This window comes from Streptomyces sp. NPDC051963 (assembly GCF_044593495.1).
In the GTDB taxonomy this organism is placed as follows: domain Bacteria; phylum Actinomycetota; class Actinomycetes; order Streptomycetales; family Streptomycetaceae; genus Streptomyces.
Genome location: NZ_JBIUCC010000003.1, coordinates 593,052 through 616,023 on the forward strand (window position 1 = coordinate 593,052; position 22,972 = coordinate 616,023).

The window sequence follows — 22,972 nt, forward strand, 5'->3', positions numbered from 1 at the left end:
CTCAGTGCACGTCGGCCCCCGCGGGGGTGTCGTCGAGGAAGCCGCCCGACTGGTGCTGCCACAGCTTCGCGTAGGCGCCGTCCGACCCGAGCAGCTCCTGGTGCGTGCCCTGTTCGACGATCCGTCCGCGGTCCAGGACGACGAGTTGGTCCATGGTGGCGACCGTGCTCAGCCGGTGCGCCACCACCAGCGCCGTCCGCCCCTCCATGAGCCGCCACAGCGCCTCCTGGACGAGGATCTCGCTCTCCGAGTCCAGCGCACTCGTCGCCTCGTCGAGCAGCAGGATGGGCGCGTCGCGCAGGATCGCCCTGGCGAGGGCGACCCGCTGGCGCTGGCCGCCGGACAGCTTGATCCCACGCTCGCCGACCATGGTGTCAAAGCCGTGCGGCAGGGCGTCGGCGAACTCCGTGACGTGCGCCGCCTCGGCCGCGCGGCGGATCTCGGCGTCGGTGGCGTCCGGCCGGGCGAACGCGATGTTCTCCCGCAGCGTGCGGTGGAACATCGCCGGGTCCTGCGGCACGTAGGCGAGCAGACCGCGCAGGTCGGCCTGGCGCAGCCTGCTGATGTCCTGGCCCCCGATCAGGATCCGCCCGGCGTCGATGTCGGTCATCCGCAGCAGCAGCCGGGTGAGTGTGGTCTTGCCGCCGCCGGACCGGCCGACGAGCCCGATCTTGGACCCGCTGGGTACGGCCAGGTCGAGACCCTCGAAGAGCGGCTTCGCGCCGCGGTGGGCGAAGGTCACCCGCTCGAAGCGGACGTCGGCGGCGCTGGGCAGCAGCGGTTCCGGAGCCACCGGGTCGAGCACGGTCGGCGGCACCAGCAGCAGTTCGGTGAACTGCGAGGCCTCCGTCATCGAGCTCTCCAGACGGCGGTAGATCTGGTTGAACTCGAACATGATCCGCGTCGCGTTCGTGTAGTACGTGAAGGCCACCACGACCGCCTCCACGCCGTGCCCGCCGCCGGCGAGAGCGACCGCGATCAGCAGGCCCAGCGCGTTGGTCAGCACGGACATCGGTGCGACCAGTGTGTCGATGCGCAGATTGCCGTAGTCCCAGGACCGCAGGGTGAGCCGCCGCGACTGGGCGACCCGGGAGCGGTGCTCGGCGGCCTCGCGTTTCTCCGCGGCGAACGCCCTGACCGTGTCCATGTTCATCAGGCTGTCGGCGACATGGCCCGACACCCGGGCGATCGCCGCCTCGCGCTGATCGACGAGGGCTTGGCGACGGCGGATGAGGGGCAGCACGCACAGCGCGGTCAGCGCGATCATCGCCAGCAGCCCCAGGACGAGCAGTGGTTCGTAGCGCCACAGCACGACCGCCCCGAACAGCAGCGGCACGAAGCTGCCCACCACCTGGAAGGTCAGCGTGTCGATGAAGTCCTCGAAGCGGGAGGCGAAGCTCAGGACCCGCTTGGTCAGCGCCCCGGCGAAGTTGTCGTGGAAGAACGCGGCGTCCTTGGCGAACAGCTCGTCCATGCCGATCACGTACAGCTGCTCGATGCTGCGGGCGGCAAGGCGGTTCAGACAGTGCAGACCGATACGCCAGAGCCCCTCCGCGAGCAGCAGGACGCCGGCGAAACCGAGGACGTAGGGCAGCGTCGAGCCGAAGGCGATACCGCCGTCGCCGGCGATCCGGCCGACGAGTTTCGCGACGATCAGCGGCGCGATGTAGTTGAGGCCGATGTTGCCCAGCGCCGGCAGCAGCAGCGCGGGCAGCGCCAGCCACCTCAGCCGGGACAACTCCCGTCCGTAGTAACGAAGAGCGAGAACCACCGAGCCCTTGGCCCGGGGTAAGTCACGCGATTCAGGCGATCCCATCCCAACCCCGTGGTGTCGTACGGCACCCCGCCGTGTGCTGTGCAAGGAAGATGTTGTGCCTCGATGTCCGTGCAGGAACGGTCCGGGCAGAAGCCGTAGTGTCCCGCGTCCGCGCGGGCGGAGTCCAAGCGTTTTCCCGTCGGTGGCAGGCCCGGGCAGTTGTGGGGCTCCGGTGGTGTCAGGCGTCGATGCCCCACGCCGCCGCATGCGGGCCGAACCTGTTCTCGGTCGCGTACGCCACCCAGCGCGCGTTCCGTGCGTCGGCCTCGGGGCCGTCCGGCAGGTGATAGGCCCGGCCGGCCTGCGCGGAACCGGCCTGTACGTTCGTGGCGGTGGGCAGCCGCCGACGCACGTACCGGTCGAGCGCCTCGGGCACCCCGGCCGGGGCCGTCCCCGTGAGGACGTCGCCCAGCACGGCGGCGTCCATGATCGCCTGTGCCGCGCCCTGGGCCAGGAACGGCACCATCGCGTGGGCGCTGTCGCCGAGCAGCGTCACCCGCCCGCTGTTCCACCGCTGGAGCGGGGCCCGGGTGTGGATGCCGTAGCGGAGCACCCGCCCCGCGCGTTCGAGGACGCTGAGCATCCGGGGATCCCAGCCGTCGAAGGTGCGCAGTTGCTCTCCCGGCTCCGCCTGCGCGGTCCACGACTCCTGTGCGGGCGCCTCGGTGTCGAACACGCCCACGACGTTGAGGAGTCGGCCGGGACGCACCCAGTAGTGGACGACGTGCCCGCCGGGCCCGAACCATCCGGCGTACTCCGGCAGGTCCAGATCGGCGACCTCGTCGGCGGGCAGCAGCGCCCGGTAGGCGGCGGTCCCCGAGAAGTCCGCCTCGTCCTTGCCGAAGAGCAGCTGGCGGGCCGGGGACCGCACCCCGTCCGCGGCCACGACCAGGTCCGCGCCCAGGCGTTCACCGCTCCCGGTCGTCACATACGCGCAGGCGTCGTCCTGATCGATCCGAACGACCTCGGTGCCCAGCCGCACGGACTCGGCCGGTACGGCCGCCGCCAGGGCCTGGTGCAGATCGGCCCGGTGGGCCTGAAGATAGGGCGCGCCGAACTCGTCCTCCGCCTCCCGCCCGATCGGGTAGCGGCAGATCTCGGTCCCGTCGGACCAGGTCCGGAAACTGACGTAGGGCGGCCGGACCGCCTGCGCGGCGACCGCGTCCAGCACACCCAGCCGGCGCAGTACCCGGGTTGCGTTGGGCGCCAGCTGAATTCCTGCACCGATCTCGGTGAACCGCGGTGTCTGCTCGATCAGCGTGACCTCGCAGCCGGCTCAGCGTCGCGGCCAGTCCCCCGATGCCCGCCCCCACGACGATCGCTTTCATCCCCGACCTCGCTTCGCCGGAAAGCGTTACGCGCATGCCATCAGCACGGGCAGGATAACGAACTGGACTTCGCTGACGTACGAGGCGTTTCGGGCAGGATGCGGTCGGTTCACGTCTTCTTGCCGATGTCGTCGGAGCGCGACACGAAGCGGGCGGCTCCGCCTCTCACCCGGAACAGGAACTCGCCACCGTCCTCGTTGGCCCGGAAGAACTGCGAGCCCGGCTCGAAACTGAAGCGGCGGGTGACGCCCTGCCAGGGGCGGCGCAGGAGTTCCGAGCGCAGGGTGGACCGGCCGTCGTCGCCGAGGGTGGCGAGGCCCTGGGCGGCGAACCGTACGGCGTCGTACGCCTCGGCCGCCCAGGGGCCGGGCGAGTCGCCGTGGCGGGCGCGGAACGCGGCGGCGAACGCCTTGGTGCGCGGATCGGCGCTCGCGTCCGTGTAGCCCGTGCCGATCCACCAGCCCTCCCCGACGGCGACGAAGGGGGCGGCGAGGACATGCTCGCCTGCCAACCGAGCACCCCGGTGGCCCGCGTCCTGCAACGCACGCGCGAGGGCGGCGGCGCGGTCGGGGTTCACCCCGGCGAAGAGGACGGCGTCGCGGGGACGGGCGGCGATGCGGCGCGCGGCCCCGGTGAAGTCCTCGTCGGCCGCGACCTCCTCCACCACCGGCTCGCTGTTGAGCTTGCCATGGCTGGTGGCGATGCGGACCGTGCCCAGGCCCTCCGCCTCGGTGGCCAAGTCATGCACGATCACCGTGCGGGCGGGTTTGGCGACCCGGTTCAGATAGCGCAGTGCCGCGCCCGGGCCGATCGTCTGGGTGGTGCGCAGCACGAGCGCGCTGGTCGTGTTGACGGCGGTGATGTCACTGGTGTCGGCGCGGGTGATCAGCACGGTCAGCCGGGCCTCGGTACACGGGGGCAGAGCCGCCGGCACGGTCGCGTTCGTGCCCGCGGCGATCACCACGGACACGTCCGGGTCGGCGGCGAGCCTGGCGGCCGCCTCGGCCGAGCCCTTCGCGGTGCCACGGTCGTCGGCGGTGCGCAGCACGAGGTCGACGGTGCGCCGGGCGTCCTGGTTGTGCTCCTCGACGGCGAGGAGGGCGCCGCGTTCGTGGGCCGTGAAGAAGGCGCCGTCCGGGTTGCCGAACAGGGCGACCACGTGTCGGGTCCGCTTGACGGAACCCTGGTTCGCGGACGCGCTGTCTCGGCCCCACCGCCACCACGCGCCCGTGCCGGCGACAGCGGTGACACCGAGCGCGGCCCCCGCCACGAGCAGGCGTCGCCGGGTGGGCGAGGACGGGGTCTCGGCAGGCTCCACGGAGGACGGCCCGGTGACCATGGTGGGTTCGGGCACGGGCAGGTCGAGGACGCGTGCCGCACGGGCGGCGACCAGGGCCGGCAGCCCCTCGGGCAGCCAGTTGCCGGAGGCGAACTCGCCGAAGAAGTCGACGAGTTCACGGGCGCTGGGGCGACTCTTCGGCTCCTTCGCCAGACACCGCCGTACGATCCCCTCCAGACCCTCCGGTACGCCGTCCAGGTCCGGTTCCTCGTGCACGGTCCGGTACAGCACGGCCGCGGCGCCGCCGGTGCCGAACGGGGGCCGGCCGGTGGCCGTGTGGGCGAGGACGCAGCCGAGCGAGAAGACGTCGCTGGGCGGGCCCACGGTGTGCCCGCGGGCCTGCTCGGGCGAGAGATAGCCGGGGGAACCCACGACGGAGCCGTCCGTGGTGAGCGCGGTCGCCCCGACCGCCCGCGCGATCCCGAAGTCGATCAGGCGGGGCCCGTCCGCGGCCAGCAGCACGTTCGCGGGCTTGACGTCCCGGTGGACGAGACCGGCCGTGTGCACCCCGTCCAGCGCCTCGGCCAGCGCGGTGCCCAGACTCCGCAGTTGGACCGCGGGCCAGGGTCCGTGCAGCGCCACCGCCTCGGCGAGGGACGGGCCCGGCACATAGGCCGTCGCCAGCCACGGGGAGCGGGCGTCGGCGTCGGCCGCGACGACCGGCACGGTCCACCGGCCCGTGAGGCCCGAGGCGAGCTCGGCCTCACGGCGGAAGCGGGCGCGGAAGCCGGGGTCGCCGGCGTACTCGGCGCGGATCACCTTCAGCGCGCACCAGGCGCCGTGCGGCGAGCGCGCCAGGTAGACGACGCCCATGCCGCCCGCGCCGAGCCGTCCGGCCAGCCGGTGGCCGCCGATCACGGACGGATCGGCGGGCAGGAGCCGTTCCATGTCAGAAGTCTCCGTTCCCCGATCGTCCATGCCCGCAGGCCCCGGCCTCGGTCAGCTCTCGGCCTCCGCCGCGCGAACGAGATCCCCGAGCGATCCCACCTGCTGGAAACGCCCGTCGCGAACCTGATGGACGAAGGTCTCCTCCGTCCAGCCCTCCCCCTCGTTGTTGTACTGGTGGTACTTGCCGAAGGTGTACGTCCGGGCGATGCCCTCGTATTTCACCTTCGCCAGCCGCTTGGCGAGATCGGCCCGCACCGGCCGTCGGCGCGCGCCGGCCGGGACCGTGCGGGCGAACTCGGCGAGCAGCATCCGCACACTGTCGTACGCCTCGGTGGCGTACGGCTCCGGAGTGCTGCCGTAACGCTTGCGCCACGCCGCGGTGAATTCCCTGGCCTGCCGCGTCTTCAGTGCGGAGGGGTCCACGGCCATGGTGACCACGTACCATCCCTCACCCGCGGCACCCGCCTTGGCCGGGAAGTCCGAACCGTACAGCTGGTGCTGCATCCACCGTGGCCCGGTGAACCCGGCCGCGGCCAGGTCCTGGGCCGCGCGGACCGTGGCGTCCAGGGGGCCCAGGTAGATGAAGGCCCCGACACGGGCGGCGAGCAGTTCACGGACCGCCTTCGGGCCGTCGTCGGTCCGCTCCGCGACGACGCGGGGGATGACCTCCGCCTCGAGGGTGTCGCGCCAGTTGGTGACCAGCGGGGTGCCCTGGTCCTGGATGATCGTGCCGCCGTCCCGGTCGATCACGACGCCGGCCGACGTCACCTGGCCGGTGGCGAATGCGTGGAACGCGATCCAGGTGCCCAGCGCGAGATGGGGGGCACCGCTCTGGAACGAGGTCTCGCGCGACGTCACGAAGTAGTCCTGCTGGCCCGTGCTGTTGGACATGTGGGTCAGCCCGGCTTCTCCGTAGACGGCCGCGGCCGCGCGCATCTGGATCTCGCCGACCGGTCCCAGTACGGCGACGACGTTCCGGTCGGCGGTGAACGCGCGGGCCACCTCCCGGGCGCTGTCCACGTCGCCGCGGTCGGCCAGGACCTTCACCTTCAGGTCGTAGGAGCGCTTCGGCGAGGCGTTGTGCTCGGCGACGGCGAGTCGGGCGGCGCGTTCCGCGACCCGGCTGACCGTGGTTTCACCCGCGCCGGTGGCCCCGTGCAGACCCAGGACATACACCGGACGCCCGCTGCCGGACGGTTCCTTGGGGTCGTCCTCCGACGCCCAGACCGCCGCTCCGGTCCCGCCGCCCGCGAGCAGCAGCGCACCGCCGGCGAGCAGCAGACGGCGCCGTCCAGGATGACGTAGGGGAGGTTCCTCCGGTTCGTCCACGACGGTGGGCTCGATGCCGGGCAGGGCGAGGCTCTCGGCGGCCCGCGCGGCGACCATCCGGGCGACGGGATCGGGAAGCCAGTCGCCGGAGGCGTCCGGAGTGTCCTCGGCGAGCAGCCGCCCTATCTCGTCGGCCGTGGGCCGCGCGTCGGGGTCCTTGGCCAGGCAGCGCTCCGCCAGGGTCCGCAACTCGCCTTCCATACCGTCGAGTTCGGGCTCGTCATGGACCGTGCGGTACAGCAGGGCGTCCGGCGTCCCGGTGCCGAAGGGCAGCGTGCCGGTCGACATGTACGCCAGCACGCAGCCCAGTGCGAAGACATCGCTCGCGGACGAGGCCGGCTGTCCCTCGGCCTGCTCCGGGGCGAGGAATCCGGGCGTACCGACCACGACGCCGGACGCGGTCAGCGCCGTGTCGCCGGCAGCACGCGCGATGCCGAAGTCGATGAGACGCGGCCCGTCCAGAGCGAGCAGTACGTTGCCCGGTTTGACGTCCCGGTGGACGAGCCCGGCCGTGTGCACCGCGTCCAGCGCCTTGGCCAGCAGTCCGCCGAGGACACTCGCGACCCGTGACGGCATCGGACCGTGCTCGGCGACCGCCTCCGCGAGGGAAGGTCCCGGGACGAACGCCGTGGCCAGCCATGGCTCGCGCGTCTCGGCGTCGGCGTCCAGGACGGGCACCACCCAAGGGCTGTCCACCCGCCGCGCCAGCTCCACCTCCCGCGCGAAGCGGGCTCGGAAATCGTCGTCACCGGCGCTCTCGCCCCGGATCACCTTGACCGCGGCGAGCGCTCCCGCGTCGGTGCGTCCGAGGTAGACGACGCCCATGCCGCCCGCCCCGAGCCGCCGCAACAGCCTGAATTCCGCGATACGGGACGGGTCGGAAGGCCACAATGCCTCGCTCATCGTTCCGCCCCCTTGGTCTCGGTCGGCGTGCCCACCGGTGTCTTGGACGGTTCGGCCGCGTTCCCCCGGCGGTCGATGTCGGCGGCGACGAGGCTCAACCCCCCGGCCAACTCGGTGGTGATGGCGCTGTCCTCCTCCTCCGTCCGGCCCGCGCCGTGCCGCGCCGTCGCGGCCACGGTGATCGGACCGAGCCGGAACTTGTACCAGTCGAAGGGATGCGCCTGGCTCGTGCCGGCGCCGACCCACTTCCCGGACTCCGCCAGGTCGTCCTCGCTGATCGCGTTCCGCTCGTCGGCGGCGGCATCGACCCGGGAGAACAGCTCGCGCACCACGTCCGTGGCGTTCAGCCGCTGCTCCGGACAGCGCAACGCCGACTCCAGTGACCCGGCCATGTCACGCCGGGCCGCCACGGCGTCCTCGTGCACGGTGACGGTCAACGACACGTACACCGGCCCCTTGCCACCCTTCTCCGGCAATTCGAACGCCCGCGTGAGGCTGGCCAGCACGGTCGCCGGCAGCGCCTCGCGCCGCCACAGGCAGTCCTCGTGCAGGACGGCCCACGTGGCCGGATCGCTCTCGAAGGGCTCGCGTTTGCGATACCCGATACCGAAGGAGTCGGGCCGCACATCGAGGTCACGGACGAACGCGACCGCCTCGGCCCGTGTCTTCGGCGCCCGTTCCTCCGCGACCGTGTACGGCTCGCTCACCGGATTCGCCGACGACGACTCCGAGGGCGAAGCGCTGGGGCTCCCCTCGGACTTCCCCTCCGCCTCGGCCTCACTGTCCGACCCGCTGGTACATCCCGCCAGCAGCAGCGCCCCCGCCGCCACGGACAGGGCAGTTCTCCACCCGGCCATCCATCACTCCCCTCCCGTACGCCCCGCCCTTGAAGGCAGTGTGGCGTATGTGAACGCCATGCCAACTACCCTTACGAAAACGCTTAGTTAAGGGTCCTGACGGTAGCGCGAGGCATTCCGGTTGCACCCGGCTTCATCCGGTCGGATGTACCAGGGGAATGTGCCAGGGGAGTTGGATCACACCGGGAGGCCGAGTGTGAAGACCTCCATCAGGGCGAGTGGTTCGGGCCGGCCCGGGTTCATCCCAGGAGCAGTGAACGGGGCTGGGCGGAGAGCGCCCGGTCGAGTACCAGGGAGGCCGCTCCCACGGCGGCGACGTTCTCGCCCAGCGTGGTGGAGACGACCGTCGTCGGATGCGTCGCCTTCACGAACGGCGACCGTGCGACCATCGGCTCGATGGTGGCCAGCAGGCGGTCGGCGAGCAGCTGCCAGGTCGGTCCGCCGAAGACGACGGTGTCGACGTCCAGGAGGGTCGCCGCCGCGCAGACACCCCGGCCGATCCGGATCGCCAGTCGCTCGATGATGTCGTCCGCCTGCGCCTCCCCCGCGGCTGCGAGCGCCGCCAGGCGCTCCAGGCCGCGCTGGGCGTCGGCCGGATTCGTCACCGTGTACTCGGCGCCGAGCACGCCCAGCGCGATGGCCTCCTCGACGAGCGTCCGGGTCGAGCAGGCCGCGCCGAGTCCGCCGACCTCGCCCGCGTTCCCGGAGACACCGCGCAGCACGGTGTCCTCCACCACGAGACCCATCCCGGATCCGGTGCCCAGGTAGAAGAAGAGCAGGTTGCGGCTGTCGGTGGCCGCTCCGGTCCAGCGCTCGGCGACGACGGCGGCCGTGACGTCCTTGTCGAGGAGCGCCGGGAATCCGGTCGCCTCGCTGAGCTTGTCGCGCAGTGGGTAGCGGCCCCAGCCGTGCAGCTCCGGGGGGTCCACGACCCAGCCCGCGGACGCGTCGATGGGGCCCGGTGCGGCGATCCCCAGGCCCAGTACGCGCTCACGGTCGGCGCCCGACTCCGCCATGATCGCCGACACCGAGGCGGCCATGTCCGCGACGATCGCATCGGTGTCGCCGCCACTCGGCGTTCCTTCGCTGCGCTGCGCCACGACCGTGCCGAGCAGATCCACCAGGACGCAGGTGATGACGGCCGGGTCGAGGTGCACTCCCACGGCGTACCGGGCCGCGGGGACGATTTCGAGGAGGGTGCGGGGTTTGCCGCTGCCGGTGTTCCGCTTTCCCGATTCACGGGCCAGGCCCTGGTCGAGCAGGCGACGGGTGATGTTCGAGACGGTCTGTGCGGACAGTCCGGTGGCCTGGGCGAGTTCCACCCTGCTCAGGCCCGTGGGGTGCCGGCGGATGGCGTCCAGGATCACGGACTCGTTGAAGTCACCGACGCGCGGCAGGTTGGTGCCCCGTCGGATCATGGACATCCCGGTGCTCGCCGTCGTACTCGTCAACGTTTTTCTCCCAGCTCGGGCGGCGGAACGTGTGTCCGCCACTCCAGCGCAGCCAATTAATCGAATGCTATGACAAACCTGTGTCGCCCTGGGCGCTGTCCGGCCTTCCGCCGGCCGGACGCAGGCGCAGCGTGCGGATCTGGAAGGGCCTGAGCCTGAGGTCGACGGCCGCTTCGTCGGATACGCCGGCCGGCTCCCGTTCCGGCTGCTCCAGGAGGTCGCAGTCGGAGACGGCGGCGAGCGCGAACCCCGCCGACAGGCGCGCCGAGGTCGCTCCCCCGCACGCCTCGTACAGGCGGACCACGACGTCGCCGCTGCGGTCGTCCGCGAGTTTCACCGACTCCACCACCACATCGCTGTTGTCGAGTGCGACCAGGGGCCGGGCCTGCGCCGGGGCAGGTCGCAGAGGCAGATTCAGCGCGTAGCCCCCGGCCACGGCCTCCTCGATCCCGGCGCCGGCGAGCAATGCGTAGCTGAAGGTGTGCCGTCCCCGGTCGGCCTGCGGGTCGGGGCTGTGCGGTGCCCGGAGGAGGGAGAGCCGGAGCGTCGTGGTGGTGCCGCCGTCCTCCTCCCGTGTGTCGCGGCGTACGTCGTGCCCGTACGTCGAATCGGTGAGCAGGGCCGCGCCCCAGTGCCGCTCGCCCACGTGCACCCAGCGGTGCGCCCAGAGTTCGAAGCGGGCCGCGTCCCAGCTGGTGTTCTCGTGCGTGGGCCGCTGCACGTGGCCGAACTGGATCTCGGCGCTCTCCCGTTCCGCGTGCACGTCGAGCGGCCAGGCCGCCTTCAGCACGGTGTCGCGCTCCTGCCAGTCGATGTCGTTGCGGACGGTCACCCGGCGGCTCTCGGCGGCGAGTTCGACGTGCTGGACGAACCGGGAGGAGCCGTGGGCGCGCTCGACCCGCACCGAAGCGAGCAGCGGTCCTTCGTCCACGAGGGTCACCGACTCGGCCTCGTCCAGGTCGCGCACGGTGTCGCGGTAGTACGAGTCGAGGTTCCACGCCGACCACAGGTTCGGGTCGTCGGGGTGGAGCTGGAGGAGGTTGCCCACGGCGCCGGGGGCGATGGCCTCCCGTCCTGCGGTGTGGTCGTACACCGAGGTGAGCAGGCCGCGCCGGTCGACGACGACCGTCAGCACCCCGTTGCCGAGGACGAACCCACCGTCCTGGGCTGTGGCGGTGACGGTTGCCGCGGGAGCGTCCACCGTGCCGCCGGAGGCGAGGGGGGCGACCTCGGCGAGGACGGCGGTACGGCCGTCCGACAGGCGCTGACCGCCGGTGAACCCGGGGACGACCACGACCTCGCGGCGCGCGAACGGCCCGGCGTTGAGGAGCGCGGGTTCTCCGGGCAGCCGGCCGACCGCGTCGGCGATCACCGTCTCGAGTTCGGTGTGGATCTCCGCGTACTCACGCTCGGCCTGCTGGTGCACCCAGGCGATGGACGAGCCCGGCAGGATGTCGTGGAACTGGTTGAGCAGGACGCGCCGCCACAGCGATTCCAGGCGCTCGTACGGGTACGGTGCCCCGGCCCGGACGGCGGCGGTGGCCGCCCAGAGTTCCGCCTCGCGCAGCAGTGCCTCGCTGCGCCGGTTGCCGCGCTTGGTGCGGGCCTGGCTGGTGTAGGTGCCGCGATGGTTCTCCAGGTACAACTCACCGCGCCATACGGGGAGTTGGTCGCGCTCGGCGCGGGCCGCCGCGAAGAACGTGTCGGGCGGTTCGATCATGACCTTGGGCGAGCCTTCGAGGTCACGCAGGCGGCGTGCCTTCTCCAGCATCGAGCGGGTGGGACCGCCACCGCCGTCGCCGTAGCCGAACGGGGCCAGCGAACGGGTGGCCACCCCCTTGTCCGCGAAGTTGCTCTCGGCGTGGGCGAGTTCGCGTGCCGTGAGGGACGCGACGTAGCTGTCGACGGGCGGGAAATGGGTGAAGATGCGGGTTCCGTCGATGCCTTCCCAGGCGAAGGTGTGATGCGGCAGCCGGTTCGTCTCGTTCCAGGAGAGCTTCTGGGTGAGGAACCACTCGGCGCCGGCCAGCTTGGCGAGCTGGGGGTAGGCGGCGGTGTACCCGAACGAGTCGGGCAACCACACGCCGCGCTGCTCCACACCGAACTCCTCCGCGAAGAAGCGCCGCCCGTGGACGAGTTGGCGGGCCAAAGCCTCACCGCCGGGGAGATTGCCGTCGGCCTCCACCCACATGCCGCCGACGGGCACCCAATTTCCCTCGGCCGCGGCCTTCTTCATACGGGCGAAGATCTCCGGCCGCTGCTCCTTCATCCACGCGTACTGCTGCGCCGAGGAGCAGGCGAAGACCAGCTCGGGGTACTCCTGCGCCAGCGCCGTCATGTTGGTGAAGGTGCGCGCGCACTTGCGCACGGTCTCCCGGACCGGCCACAGCCACGCCGAGTCGATGTGCGCGTGGCCGACCGCGGCGATCGTGTGCGCGGAGGCGTGCGCGGGCCGGGACAGCACATCGGCCAGCCGGTGCCGGGCCTCCGCGGCGGTGTTCGCCACGTCGGCCGGGTCGACGGCGTCGGCGGCGCGACGCAGGGCGTGCAGGATCTCGTGGCGCCGTGAGGAGCCGAGCGGCAGCTCGTGCATCAACTCGTCGAGCACCTCGATGTCGTGGATGAGGTGCCATACGTCGTCCTCGCGCACCGCGATCTCGGCTTGTTCGAGCCGGTACAGGTGCTCTGTGCCCGCGGTTTCCAGCGAACCGTACTGGATGTGCAGTCCGGCGCTGGCGATGATGGGCGGGTTGGCGGCCAGCTCGACCAGCAGGTCGATCCGGTCGCCGCCGGTGGCGGGGTCGGCGAGGAGCACCGTGCGGTTGTACGGGTGCAGGCCCTGGAGCGGTGCGCCCTGGGCGTCGTGGACCAGGCCTTCGGCCTGGCCACCGGGTCCCTTGGTCAGGTCGAAACCGAGGTCGAAGACGGCCTCGACGCGGCGCCCCGACCACTCCTGGGGGATCTGCGCACCGGCCCGCAGCCATGTCGTGGCCCAGGGGCCGCCCCAGGTGGCGCCGAGCGTGAAGGGCTCGTAGTCGGCGTGCAACGCGTCGGCCACCGGGACCGGTTCGCCGTCGACGTACCAGGCGCTCAGGTCGAGGGGGCGCGTGGCGCCGTAGAGGGCGGGGCGGATCACCCGGTCCAGCAGCTTGCGGATCCGGGTCTCGATGATCCGGCGGTCGTCATGCACGGTGCTGGTCCTTCCAGGGGTCGTACGCGGGGTCGGGTGCGGGCAGTCGGATGGTGTCCCGTGCGCCGTCCGGCCAGGTCACGTCCGCGAGCAGGGTGGTGCCCTGGGCGCGGGTGGTGACGTGCGGCAGGCCGGTGGGGTCGGTGCCGCCGAGGTGGATCAGGGCGATGTGGGCGGTGCCGTGGAGGGCGGGGCCCCGGCTCTCCACTTCGGGGGTGGCCGATGCGCCGCCGAGGGCGTTGCTGTCGGTGCCGAGTACCACGGCGGCACTGGGCAGTCGGTGCACGCCGACCACGACGGAGACCAGCCCGTCGGCGCCCGCGACACGGGCGGTGGCGCCGTCCGCCGCACCGAACGCGGACTGCGGATCGACGGCCGGCGCCCAGCCGCTGACGCGCAGGACGTGTTCGGCCGGGTCGTCACCGGGGGCGGGGTCGACGCGTACGGCCCGTACCTCGACCGACCCGCGCAACGCGGATCCGACGGTGATCCAAGGGCCCAGCGTGTAGGGGGTATTGGGGCCGCCGAACGGATCCCATGTCGCGTCCTCGGGCCAGTGCGCGCGGGAGCGCGAGACGGCCGTGGCGCCGTCCAGGGAGATCCGGGTCGCCGGACGCCGGTGGGAGGCGCGTCCCGCCGCGTCGAGCAGGACGACCGTGTTGTCGATCGGGTCGGCGTCCGCGCAGGCGCCCGGCCCCGCGGTGGGGTCGCCGGGGGTCTCGGGTGCCGTGTGCGTCGAGTAGGCGTAGCGCGCGTAGCAGGGGTCGTCCGCGTGCGGGCGGGCCGGGTGGGCGTGGTCGCCGCCGTGGTTGACGACGCGTACGACACCGTCGGCCGCGGTACCGGAGACGAGCCAGCCCGGAGCGGCCAACGCGCGGGTGAAGTCGGCCTGTTCGACCGCAAGGGGGGTCTCCGGCTCGGTCCACACCGGGTGGTCCTGCGGCAGGGCCAGGCCGATGAAGCCCTTGCTCGCCCAGTACGGCGAGGCGGGCCCCGAGTACACCTGGAGGATGCCGCGGAAGGGCCGGTGCCAGCCCAGGGTGAGCAGGCCCTGCGCGTCGGTGGCGCCGTGGCCGGAGAAGTGGTCGAGCATCCGGTTCGCGATCGCCCGGGTCTCCCCCGGCGCCAGGGGTGTGGCGTCGAACAGGGCGCCGGTCCACAGCGGGGCGAGCGCGGCGTGCCGGTAGGTGAGCGAGCGGCCCTGGACTAGTGGCGAGCCGTTGGCCCCGATCAGCAGCCGCTGGTCTGCCAGGAAGTGGTGCAGCCGGGCCCGGTAGCGGTCGAGGAGCCCGCGGGGTGCGGCGTCGCCGAGGATGCGGCAGAACCACAGCGGGTACAGATGCATGGCCCAGCCGTTGTAGTGGTCGAAGTTGCGGTGTTCGCCGCCGGTGAGTCCGTCGGAGTACCAGCCGTCGCCCGCGTACCAGCCGTCGGTGAGCGCGATGATCCGGTCGAGGTCCTGCTGACGCCACTCTCCGCCGGCCGTGCGGGCGAACGCCTCGGTGACGCCCTGGAACCAGATCCAGTTGTTGCCTGGCATCGGGTCGCCCACCATCGGCGACAGCCAGTCCAGGACCCGCTGCCTGACCTCGTCGTCGAGGCGGTCCCAGATCCAGGGCCGGGTCTCGTGCAGCGCGAGCGCGATGGATGCCGCCTCGACCTTGGCCTGGTTGCACTCGCCGAAGGTGGGCCAGCGTTCGGGGTTCTTCGGGTCGGTGCCGGCGGCCAGACCGGCCGCGTACCAGCCGGCGAGGTCGTGCGGGTCGGCTCCGCCCGCCCCGGCCAGCCGGAATCCGGCCAGCAGGAACGAGCGGGCGAAGCCCTCGAGACCGTCGCTGCGCACGCCGCTGCTGCTCGGCACGCCGGGCAGGTCGATCAGGGCGTGCCCGGCGGTCGCGTACGGCCGTACGGCGAGCAGCATCCGGTCGGCGGTGCGCTCCCAGTGGGCGCGGTCCTCTGCCGGGGCGCGGTCCTCTGCCGGGGTGCGGTTCTCGGCGGGGGTGCGGGTCATGAGTTGCGGGTCTCCCATGCCTGTTCGTACTCGGCGCGCATCCGGTCGCCCGCCTTCTCGCGCCAGTCCTCAATGGCGTCGTCCCACTCACCGAGCCGGTTGCGGCCCTGCATGATGCCCATGCGGAGGCTGTCGAACCGGGTTCCGAACAGCTTGGACATCTTGGCGTCGGTCGCCGAGTACAGCGGCTCGGCGGGGTTCGGGATCAGCATCTGGACGGCTTCCTTCTGGAAGGCGTACTGGTCGGGCACGATCTCCGGCTTCGGCGGGTAGTACAGCGTGAACGGCGCGTCCGTGGCGAAGATCGTCGGCAGGGTGACCTCGGCCGTTCCCTTCGGCGTGAGGATCGGGTCCGGGCCCTTGACCGTGTGGTCGGCGCCGCGCACGCCGTACTTGCGCAGCAGATAGCCGTCGGTGCCGAAGGGCGCGGCGAGCGCGTTGAGGGCGCGCAGGATCTGCTGGATGCGGGCCTTTGGGGCCTTCTTGATGATGAGCGTCGCGTAGTTGGCCCGGCCCTGCCACTGGCCGCCGCGGGTGCTCGCGTCCCAGTCGGGGGGCAGCATGTAGCCGACGTCCAGGCCCTCGGAGACGGGGCCGTACAGGGTGTAGTAGTCGTTCCACGCGACGGGCGCGTCGGGGTTCATGGCGATCTGGCCGGTGCCGAACCACTCCTTGGCCTTGCCCTTGACGGCGAAGGCGTCCGGGTGCAGGACGCCGGCGTTCTTCAGCTGGTGGACGGCGTCGAGGGCCTGCTTGCACTCCTCGGTCTCGTAGTAGTGGGTGAACCTGCCCTTCTCCTCCCGCCACCAGTTGGGCGCGCCCTGCATCTTCATCACGGTTTCCCAGGTGGTGACGGGGTCGCCGAGGGCGTACTGGTGGGCCTTGGGATCGGTGAGGTCCTTGCAGAGCCGGACGAACTCCTGCCAGGTCTTCGGATTCGGGTCCAGGTCCTTCTTCTTGAACAGGTCGAGCCGGGTGTAGACAGGGCCGCCGGAGACCGGACGCGGCATCGGTATCGCGTAGATCCCGCCGTTGCGGACGCAGGGCCGCCAGGAGTCGGTGGGGATGTTGGCGAGGTACGGGTAGTCGCGGATGTTGTCGCCGGACAGGTGCGGGGAGAGGTCCTCGAAGAGGACGTCCAGCATGTCCGGGGTGGCGGCGCTGTTCTGGTCCGGGGGCAGCATCAGCATCGCGTCCGGCAGATCACCGCCGGCGAGGGTGACCGCGAACTTCTGCGGGTAGTCGTTGACCGGCGTGATCTGGAAGTCGATGTCGCAGCCGACGTACTTGTTGAGCGCCTGCCACATCGTGTTCTGGCCCACCGGCGGCGGCACCGGGTTGAAGATCAGGTTCATGATGGTGATGCCCGGGCCCTTGGCGGGCGGGCCGTCCGGGAACGCCTTGGCCGGCTCGGACGGGAAGTGCCGGTAGCCGGCCGAGACGCCGTCCGCGGTGGCGGGCATCGAGGTCGGTACGCCCTTGTACTGGATGTACGTGGGCAGCTTGGCGTTGGCGTTGGCCAGGTTGGCCGGCCGGGGCTTGAAGTCCCCGCAGCCGGTGAGGGCCAGACCCGCGCCGAGCCCGGCGGTCGTGGCGAGGAAGCCGCGGCGGCTCAGTGATGGCTTCATGGTTATCCCTTCACCGCCCCGATCATCACGCCCTTGTTCATGTGGCGCTGGACGAAGGGGTAGACGAGCACGATCGGCACGATCGACAGGACGAGGATCGCTGCCTGGAGCGACTGGGCGGGCGGCACCGGGGCTCCCGCGGCGACGTCGAGCTGGCCGCCGCTGAGCGTGGCGTTGTTGATGACGTAGGTGCGCAGCACCAGTTGGACGGGCCACTTGGACGCGTCGTTCATGAACATCAGCGCGTTGAAGAAGGCGTTCCAGTACGTCACGGCGTAGAAGAGGCCGATGACGCCGATGGAGGCCTTGGACAGCGGGACCACGATCCGGGTGAGGATCGACCACTCCGACGCTCCGTCGATGCGGGCGGCGTCGATCAGTTCGCGCGGCAGGCTCATGAAGAACGAGCGCAGCACGATGACGTTGAACGCGTTGATCATCGTGGGCAGGATCAGCGACCAGTAGCTGTTGATGAGCCCGAGCTGCTTGACCGTCAGATAGGTCGGGATGACGCCCGGCACGAACAGCATGGACATCAGCAGCAGCATCAGCACCGGCTTGTGCCCGAAGGAGCCGGGCCGGCTCAGCCCGTACGCCAGCATGATGGAGCTGATGAGGCTGAGGGCTGTGCCGACGACCGTGACGCCCACGCTCACCGTCATGGCCTTGGACACCAGACCGCCGGAGAGCAGGGCGGTGTACGCGTCGAAGCTGGGGTTGTCGGGCCACATCACGAAGCCGCCGGCCTCGGTGACCTGGGCCGCGTCGGCGAGCGAGGTCGAGACGATGGCCACGAAGGGCAGTACGACCAGGAGCACGCACACCAGCAGGAGCAGCGACTTCAGGGCGCGCCACGGTGGGGAGCCGGGGCTCTCGCCGGGGACGGCGCTGTAGGACCTGTGCGGCTTGACCCGGCTCGCGGGGCGGGTGGGTGACAGCGTTGTCATGACCGGTAGACACCTTCCTCGCCGAACAGATGGGCCACCTTGTTGGCACCCAGCACGAGCACCACGCCGACCACGCCCTTGACCAGACCGACGGCGGCGGCCACGCCCCACTGCCCGCCGACGATGCCGTTGTTGAAGACGTAGGTGTCCAGGACCTCGCTGCTGTCCAGGCCGACGGCGGTCTGTTGCAGCAGGATCTGCTCGAAGCCGACGGACAGGGCGTCGCCGAGGCGGAGGATCAGCAGCAGGATCACCAGGCCGCGCAGCGCGGGCAGGGTGACGTGCCAGGTCTGCTTCCAGCGGCTGGCGCCGTCCATCGCGGAGGCCTCGTAGAGGTCGCGGTCGACGCGGGAGAGGGCGGCCAGGAAGAGGATGGTGCCCCAGCCGGCGTCCTTCCAGATCACCTGGGAGGTGAGCAGCGTCTTGAAGAAGTCGGGGTTGCCGATGATGTTCCAGGTGCCCATGTCGTGGGACTGGAGGAACAGGTTGAGCATGCCGGTGTTGCCCAGCATCTGCTGGAACAGGGCGACGATGACCACCCAGGACAGGAAGTGCGGCAGGTACAGGACGTTCTGCACCCACTTCTTGATGCGCTCGCTGACCAGACTGTTCAGCGCGAGCGCCAGCACGATGGGCACGGGGAAGACGAACACGACCTGGATCAGGGTGAGTTCGAGGGTGTTCACCAGCGCCCGGAGGAACAGCTGGTCGCCGTTGACGATGACGTCGAAGTTGGAGAGTCCGCTCCACGGGCTGTGCATGATGCCCACGAAGGGCTGGTAGTCCTGGAACGCGATGACGTTCCCGAGCAGCGGGACGTAGTGGAACAGCAGCACCGCCACGAGGCCCGGTATCAGGAACCAGAAGAGGGCCGTGTCCCGGCGGTGCCTTGGGCGGAGTGATCGCAGACCGCGTCTGCCCGGCGGCCCACCCTTCTCGGCCGGACGGGCGGCCGGTCGTTGAAGCGTTGCCATGAGGAGAGCCCTTTCTGCGCGAGACGGGCGTTGTCCGGTCCCCCGAACCGGCAGGAGTATGTAAATCCAATCGATGGGCTAACGTCAATGCTGCGGACAGGTAAATTCACGCGGCGAGTCGAGGCCGTGTGGGAGGACGGGGGGCGGCGTCGGTCCTGAGCGGTCAGGCCAGGTGCGGCAACGCCTCGCGGGTGACCTCGCCCAGCAGCGGCTCGCCCGCCACCCACCGCGCGACCTCCTCGACCGCGTACTGTCCGAGCCGCCGCACCTCACTGCCCTGTGCGCCGGCGATGTGCGGGGTGATCAGGACATTGGGCAGGGACAGCAAGGGGTGGTCGGGCGGCAGCGGTTCGGGGTCCGTCACATCGAGGTAGACCTCCAGACGACCGGACGCGCACTCATGGGTCAGGGCCTCCGTGTCGACGATGGCGCCCCGGGCCGTATTGACGAGCACTCCCCCGTCGGGGATGAGACCCAGCATCTGGGCGTCCAGCAGGCCGGTCGTCTCCGGCAGGAGCGGCGCGTGGACGCTCACCACCGCCGATCGACGGCACAGCTCGGCGAGTTCGACCCGCTCCGCGCCCAGTCGATGCGCCTCCTCGTCCGTCACGTACGGATCGCTCAGCAGCAGCCGGTGGCCCGCGTCCGACCCGCGCAGTCCGGCCAGTACGCCCCGGCCGATGCGCGACGCGCCGACGATGCCCACCGTGGTGCCGTCGGCGCCCGAACGGCTGTCGAAGGCCGGCCAGCCGCCGCCGTAACCGGCTGCCATGGTCAGGGTGCGCCGGGCTGCGAGGGTGATGAGCGCCAGCGTGTAGGCGACGACGGGGCCGGCGTTGGCATCGGCCGCCGACGACACGACGATGCCCCGTTCCCACACCGCGTCGCTCACCAGCGACTTGACGCTGCCTGCCGCGTGCATCACGGCGCGCAGGCGTGGTGCCCGCGCCAGGACGTCGGCCGTGAGGCGGGGGCAGCCCCAACTGCTGATCAGGATCTCCGCCTCGGCGAACGCGGCGGGGAACGTCGGTTGCGGGGTCGGGTGCCGCGGGTTCGAGTGCCGCGGGGTCGGGTGCTCCGGGCCCGGAGCGAGCCGGACGAGCGCGGAGAGGCGTTCGCGCAGTTCCCCGGGGAGCACCTGATCGGCGATGACGGGATCCATGACGCACACAGCCATGGGCGGGTCGGGTGGGGCTGCCATGTGGTGTGATCCTCTTTCTCCGTACGGAATCCGCCTGCACCCGGCGCCCGTCAGAGGTGCGGCAGGCGCAGGGTCACCATCTGGAACGGGCGCAGCGCGAGGACGACACCGCCGTCCACCGTGCCGGTCTGCTCGGCGTCGGGGAGCGGGCGTTCCAGCAGATCCGTCAGAACGGCTCGGCCGGCGGCGAACCCGTCGACGGACACGGTGGTACGGGCGCGGCCGCCGTTCGCCTCGTAGAGACGTACCACCAGGTCACCGCTGCGGTCGTCGGCCAGCTTCACCGCGCTGACCACGACGGCGTCGTTGTCCACGGTCACCAGCGGCGCCACGTGGGCGGCTGCTCCGGTGACCCGGCGCTCCGGCAGGTTGGCCCGGTAGCCCTCGCGGACCGCGTCACCGATCGTCGCGCCCGGCACCAGCGCGTGCCGGAACCGGTGAACGCCCTGGTCGGTCTCGGGGTCCGGGTAGCGGGGTGCGCGCAGCAGCGACGCCCGCACGGTGGTCGTCGTGCCCGCGTCGGCGCCGGACCGTACCGCGCGGGTCACGTCGTGCCCGTAGGTCGCGTCATTGACGACCGCGACGCCCCAGCCCGGTTCGTCGAGGTGCACGAAACGGTGGTTGCACGCCTCGAACTTGGCCCACTCCCAGCTCGTGTTCTGGTGCGTGGGCCGGTACACATGGCCGAACTGCGTCTCGGCGGCGTACCGGTCGGCCTTCACGTCCAGGGGGAAGGCCAGCTTCAGGAAACGCTCGGTCTCGTGCCAGTCGACCTCGGTGTGGATGTCGAGCCGCTTCGCCCCCGTCGGCACCGACAGCAGCTGGGTGACGCGGGAGTCGCCGAAGACCCGCTCGACGCGGACGCCGTTGCCGTCGACGGTCAGTTCCGCCACGTCGGTGAGGTCGCTGCCGACGTTCCGGTAGAAGGCGTCGACGTCCCACGCGTCCCACTGGTTGGGGAAGTCGGGGTGGAGCTGAAGCAGGTTGGCCGCCTGTCCCGGCGCGATCGCCTCCCGGTCCGCGGCGATGTCGTAGGCCGAGACCACCAGCCCCTGTCCGTCGATCTCGACCCGCAGCAGGCCGTTGTCGAGGACGTGACCGCCTCCTTCACGCGGGACGGGGACGACCGCGTCGCCGGGAAAGGCGTCGGCGGAGGCACCGCCGGCGGGGATGCCGCGGCGCGCGTGCGGGGCGGAGTTGAACACCAGATCGCTCGCGCCCTCCCCCGCCAGGGCACACTGCGCCCCCGCGATGATGCCCTCCAGCTCGTCAGCCAGCCGCGCATACGTCTCCCGCGCCTCGCGATGCACCCAGGCGATGGAGGAGCCGGGCAGGATGTCGTGGAACTGGTGCAGCAGCACCGTCTTCCAGATGCGGTCCAACTCCTCGTACGGATACGGGAATCGGGTCCGTGTCGCGGCTGTCGCGGCCCACAGCTCGGCCTCCGTCAGCAAGGACTCGCTGCGCCGGTTGCCCCGCTTGGTCTGCGCCTGGCTGGTGAGCGTGGCGCGGTGCAGTTCGAGGTAGAGCTCGCCGACCCAGACGGGCGGGTCGGGGTATTCGGCCTCGGCCTTCGCGAAGAAGTCGGCGGGCGCCTCCCACTCGACGGTCGGCGCGCCCTCCAGGCTGCGCATCCGGGCCGCCTTGGCGACCATCTCGCGCGTGGTGCCGCCCCCGCCGTCACCGTAACCGGTCGGCGCGAGCGACCGAGTGGCGACGCCCTTCTCCTTGAAGTTGCGTGCCGCATGCGCTGTTTGACGTCCCGTCATTTCGCAGTTGTACGAGTCGACGGGCGGGAAGTGGGTGAAGATGCGCGTGCCGTCGATGCCCTCCCAGGCGAACGTGTGGTGCGGGAAGGTGTTGGTCCTGCTCCACGAGATCTTCTGGGTGAGCAGTCGGTTGGAGCCGGCCGCCTTGATGATCTGCGGCAGGCCCGCCGCGAAGCCGAAGGTGTCGGGCAGCCACGCCTCGTCGTTCTCGATGCCGAACTCTTCGAGGAAGAAGCGCTTGCCGTGGACGAACTGCCGGGCCATCGCCTCGGACCCCGGCATGTTGGTGTCGGACTCCACCCACATCCCGCCGGTGGGTACGAACCTGCCGTCCGCGACGGCCTTCTTGACCCGCGCGTACACCTCGGGCCGGTGCTCCTTGATCCAGGCGAACTGCTGGGCCTGCGACATGGCGAAGACGAAGTCGGTCTCCTCCTCCAGGAGCGCCGTCATGTTCGCCGTCGTACGGGCCACCTTGCGGACCGTCTCGCGCAGCGGCCACAGCCACGCGGAGTCGATGTGGGCGTGGCCGACGGCGCTGATGCGGTGCGCCGCGGGGACGGCGGGCGCGGCGAGCACACCGGCCAGTTCGTCCCGTGCGGCCTGCGCCGTGCCGTTCACGTCCTGGAGGTCCACGGCGTCCAGCGCACGGCCGACCGCGCGCAGGATCTCCCAGCGGCGGGCCCCGTCGAGCGGCAGCTCCGCCATCAGCTCGCCGAGGACTTCGAGGTCCATGACCAGGTTCCACACCGTCTCGTCGAAGACGGCCAACCGCATCTCCCCGAGCACGTACAGAGGCGCGTCACCCGCGGTCGCCCTGTCCCCCATCGGCGTCGGCCGGAACGGCACACCGCTCGCGTCGAGGTCGGGATTGGAGGCGGCCTCGACGCGCCAGTGGACGTGCTCCCCGCCGAGCACCGGTGAGCCGACACGCACGTACGCATTGCGGGGGTGAAGTCCCTTGACCGGGGTGCCGTCGGGCTCGTGGACGAGGCCCTCGCACTGGAAGCCCGGCGTGCGCGGGGTGAAGCCGAGGTCGAGTACGGCCTCGACGGTACGGCCCGCCCACTCGGCGGGGACGGTGCCGGTGACCTTGAACCAGCTGGTACCCCAGGGCGTGCCCCACGGGGTGCCCGGGGCGATGGGACGGGTCGGTGCCGCCAAGCCCTCGGCCACGGGGACGGGTTCGTCCGGGGTGGACCAGATCTCCACGGTCAGCGGTGTCGTGACGGGGTGGACGGCCGGCCGGATGCGTTCCCTGAGGACGCGTTCCAGGCGCGCTTCGACCAGGTTCCGGTCGTCGTGCATGACAGAGGTCTCCTGTTGCTGCCGGGGGGCGAG

13 protein-coding genes are annotated in these 22,972 nt (G+C 71.3%); all 13 read right to left on the reverse strand.

Going from position 1 to position 22,972, the window contains the following annotated elements:
- Position 1: 1 nt before the first annotated feature.
- The 13 genes from ACIHFB_RS14960 to ACIHFB_RS15020 all read right to left on the reverse strand — a co-directional run bounded on the left by ACIHFB_RS14960 (position 2) and on the right by ACIHFB_RS15020 (position 22,939).
- A complete protein-coding gene (locus ACIHFB_RS14960) occupies positions 2–1,816 on the reverse strand; it encodes an ABC transporter ATP-binding protein (RefSeq protein WP_400126978.1) in 1,815 nt (604 codons plus the stop codon).
- Positions 1,817–1,994: 178 nt separating this feature from the next.
- Entirely contained in the window at positions 1,995–3,074 is a 1,080-nt protein-coding gene (locus tag ACIHFB_RS14965) for an FAD-dependent monooxygenase (protein ID WP_400127161.1), read from the reverse strand.
- Positions 3,075–3,253: 179 nt separating this feature from the next.
- The gene (locus ACIHFB_RS14970) at positions 3,254–5,371 is read right to left on the reverse strand and encodes an ABC transporter substrate-binding protein (RefSeq protein ID WP_400126979.1); all 2,118 of its coding nucleotides are present in this window, start codon (positions 5,369–5,371) and stop codon (positions 3,254–3,256) included.
- Positions 5,372–5,422: 51 nt separating this feature from the next.
- Complete coding sequence (locus ACIHFB_RS14975) at positions 5,423–7,603, reverse strand: bifunctional serine/threonine-protein kinase/ABC transporter substrate-binding protein (RefSeq protein WP_400126980.1); 2,181 nt, start codon at positions 7,601–7,603, stop codon at positions 5,423–5,425.
- On the reverse strand, positions 7,600–8,460 hold the full coding sequence (locus tag ACIHFB_RS14980; protein WP_365285740.1) for a hypothetical protein: 861 nt from the start codon (positions 8,458–8,460) through the stop codon (positions 7,600–7,602). Before ACIHFB_RS14980 ends, ACIHFB_RS14975 begins: the two co-directional genes overlap by 4 nt.
- A 239-nt stretch (positions 8,461–8,699) precedes the next feature.
- Positions 8,700–9,884, reverse strand: coding sequence for an ROK family transcriptional regulator (locus ACIHFB_RS14985; RefSeq protein WP_400127163.1), 1,185 nt, complete (start codon positions 9,882–9,884; stop codon positions 8,700–8,702).
- A gap of 94 nt (positions 9,885–9,978) precedes the next feature.
- A complete protein-coding gene (locus ACIHFB_RS14990) occupies positions 9,979–13,101 on the reverse strand; it encodes an alpha-mannosidase (protein WP_400126981.1) in 3,123 nt (1,040 codons plus the stop codon).
- Complete coding sequence (locus ACIHFB_RS14995; protein WP_400126982.1) at positions 13,094–15,112, reverse strand: DUF2264 domain-containing protein; 2,019 nt, start codon at positions 15,110–15,112, stop codon at positions 13,094–13,096. The genes ACIHFB_RS14990 and ACIHFB_RS14995 overlap by 8 nt, the downstream gene beginning before the upstream one ends.
- Positions 15,109–16,740 (reverse strand): substrate-binding domain-containing protein, encoded by a 1,632-nt coding sequence (locus tag ACIHFB_RS15000; RefSeq protein WP_400126983.1) that lies wholly within the window; start codon positions 16,738–16,740, stop codon positions 15,109–15,111. Before ACIHFB_RS15000 ends, ACIHFB_RS14995 begins: the two co-directional genes overlap by 4 nt.
- A 2-nt stretch (positions 16,741–16,742) precedes the next feature.
- Positions 16,743–17,687: a carbohydrate ABC transporter permease gene (locus ACIHFB_RS15005; protein WP_400126984.1), complete on the reverse strand. Its 945-nt coding sequence runs from the start codon at positions 17,685–17,687 to the stop codon at positions 16,743–16,745.
- Positions 17,684–18,661, reverse strand: coding sequence for an ABC transporter permease (locus tag ACIHFB_RS15010; protein ID WP_400126985.1), 978 nt, complete (start codon positions 18,659–18,661; stop codon positions 17,684–17,686). Before ACIHFB_RS15010 ends, ACIHFB_RS15005 begins: the two co-directional genes overlap by 4 nt.
- 163 nt (positions 18,662–18,824) lie before the next feature.
- A complete protein-coding gene (locus tag ACIHFB_RS15015; RefSeq protein ID WP_400126986.1) occupies positions 18,825–19,862 on the reverse strand; it encodes a hydroxyacid dehydrogenase in 1,038 nt (345 codons plus the stop codon).
- A gap of 50 nt (positions 19,863–19,912) precedes the next feature.
- Positions 19,913–22,939, reverse strand: a complete 3,027-nt coding sequence (locus tag ACIHFB_RS15020) for an alpha-mannosidase (protein WP_400126987.1) — start codon at positions 22,937–22,939, stop codon at positions 19,913–19,915.
- Positions 22,940–22,972 lie beyond the last annotated feature (33 nt).

What these genes read in the sequence shown, in the direction of transcription:
- ACIHFB_RS14960 (WP_400126978.1), bottom strand. Translation starts at nt 1,816, where the DNA reads ATGGGATCGCCTGAATCGCGTGACTTACCCCGGGCCAAGGGCTCGGTG.
- ACIHFB_RS14980 (WP_365285740.1), bottom strand. Translation starts at nt 8,460, where the DNA reads ATGGCCGGGTGGAGAACTGCCCTGTCCGTGGCGGCGGGGGCGCTGCTG.
- ACIHFB_RS14995 (WP_400126982.1), bottom strand. Translation starts at nt 15,112, where the DNA reads ATGACCCGCACCCCCGCCGAGAACCGCACCCCGGCAGAGGACCGCGCC.
- ACIHFB_RS15020 (WP_400126987.1), bottom strand. Translation starts at nt 22,939, where the DNA reads ATGCACGACGACCGGAACCTGGTCGAAGCGCGCCTGGAACGCGTCCTC.
- ACIHFB_RS15000 (WP_400126983.1), bottom strand. Translation starts at nt 16,740, where the DNA reads ATGAAGCCATCACTGAGCCGCCGCGGCTTCCTCGCCACGACCGCCGGG.
- ACIHFB_RS14975 (WP_400126980.1), bottom strand. Translation starts at nt 7,603, where the DNA reads ATGAGCGAGGCATTGTGGCCTTCCGACCCGTCCCGTATCGCGGAATTC.
- ACIHFB_RS15010 (WP_400126985.1), bottom strand. Translation starts at nt 18,661, where the DNA reads ATGGCAACGCTTCAACGACCGGCCGCCCGTCCGGCCGAGAAGGGTGGG.
- ACIHFB_RS14970 (WP_400126979.1), bottom strand. Translation starts at nt 5,371, where the DNA reads ATGGAACGGCTCCTGCCCGCCGATCCGTCCGTGATCGGCGGCCACCGG.
- ACIHFB_RS14985 (WP_400127163.1), bottom strand. Translation starts at nt 9,884, where the DNA reads ATGTCCATGATCCGACGGGGCACCAACCTGCCGCGCGTCGGTGACTTC.
- ACIHFB_RS15005 (WP_400126984.1), bottom strand. Translation starts at nt 17,687, where the DNA reads ATGACAACGCTGTCACCCACCCGCCCCGCGAGCCGGGTCAAGCCGCAC.
- ACIHFB_RS15015 (WP_400126986.1), bottom strand. Translation starts at nt 19,862, where the DNA reads ATGGCAGCCCCACCCGACCCGCCCATGGCTGTGTGCGTCATGGATCCC.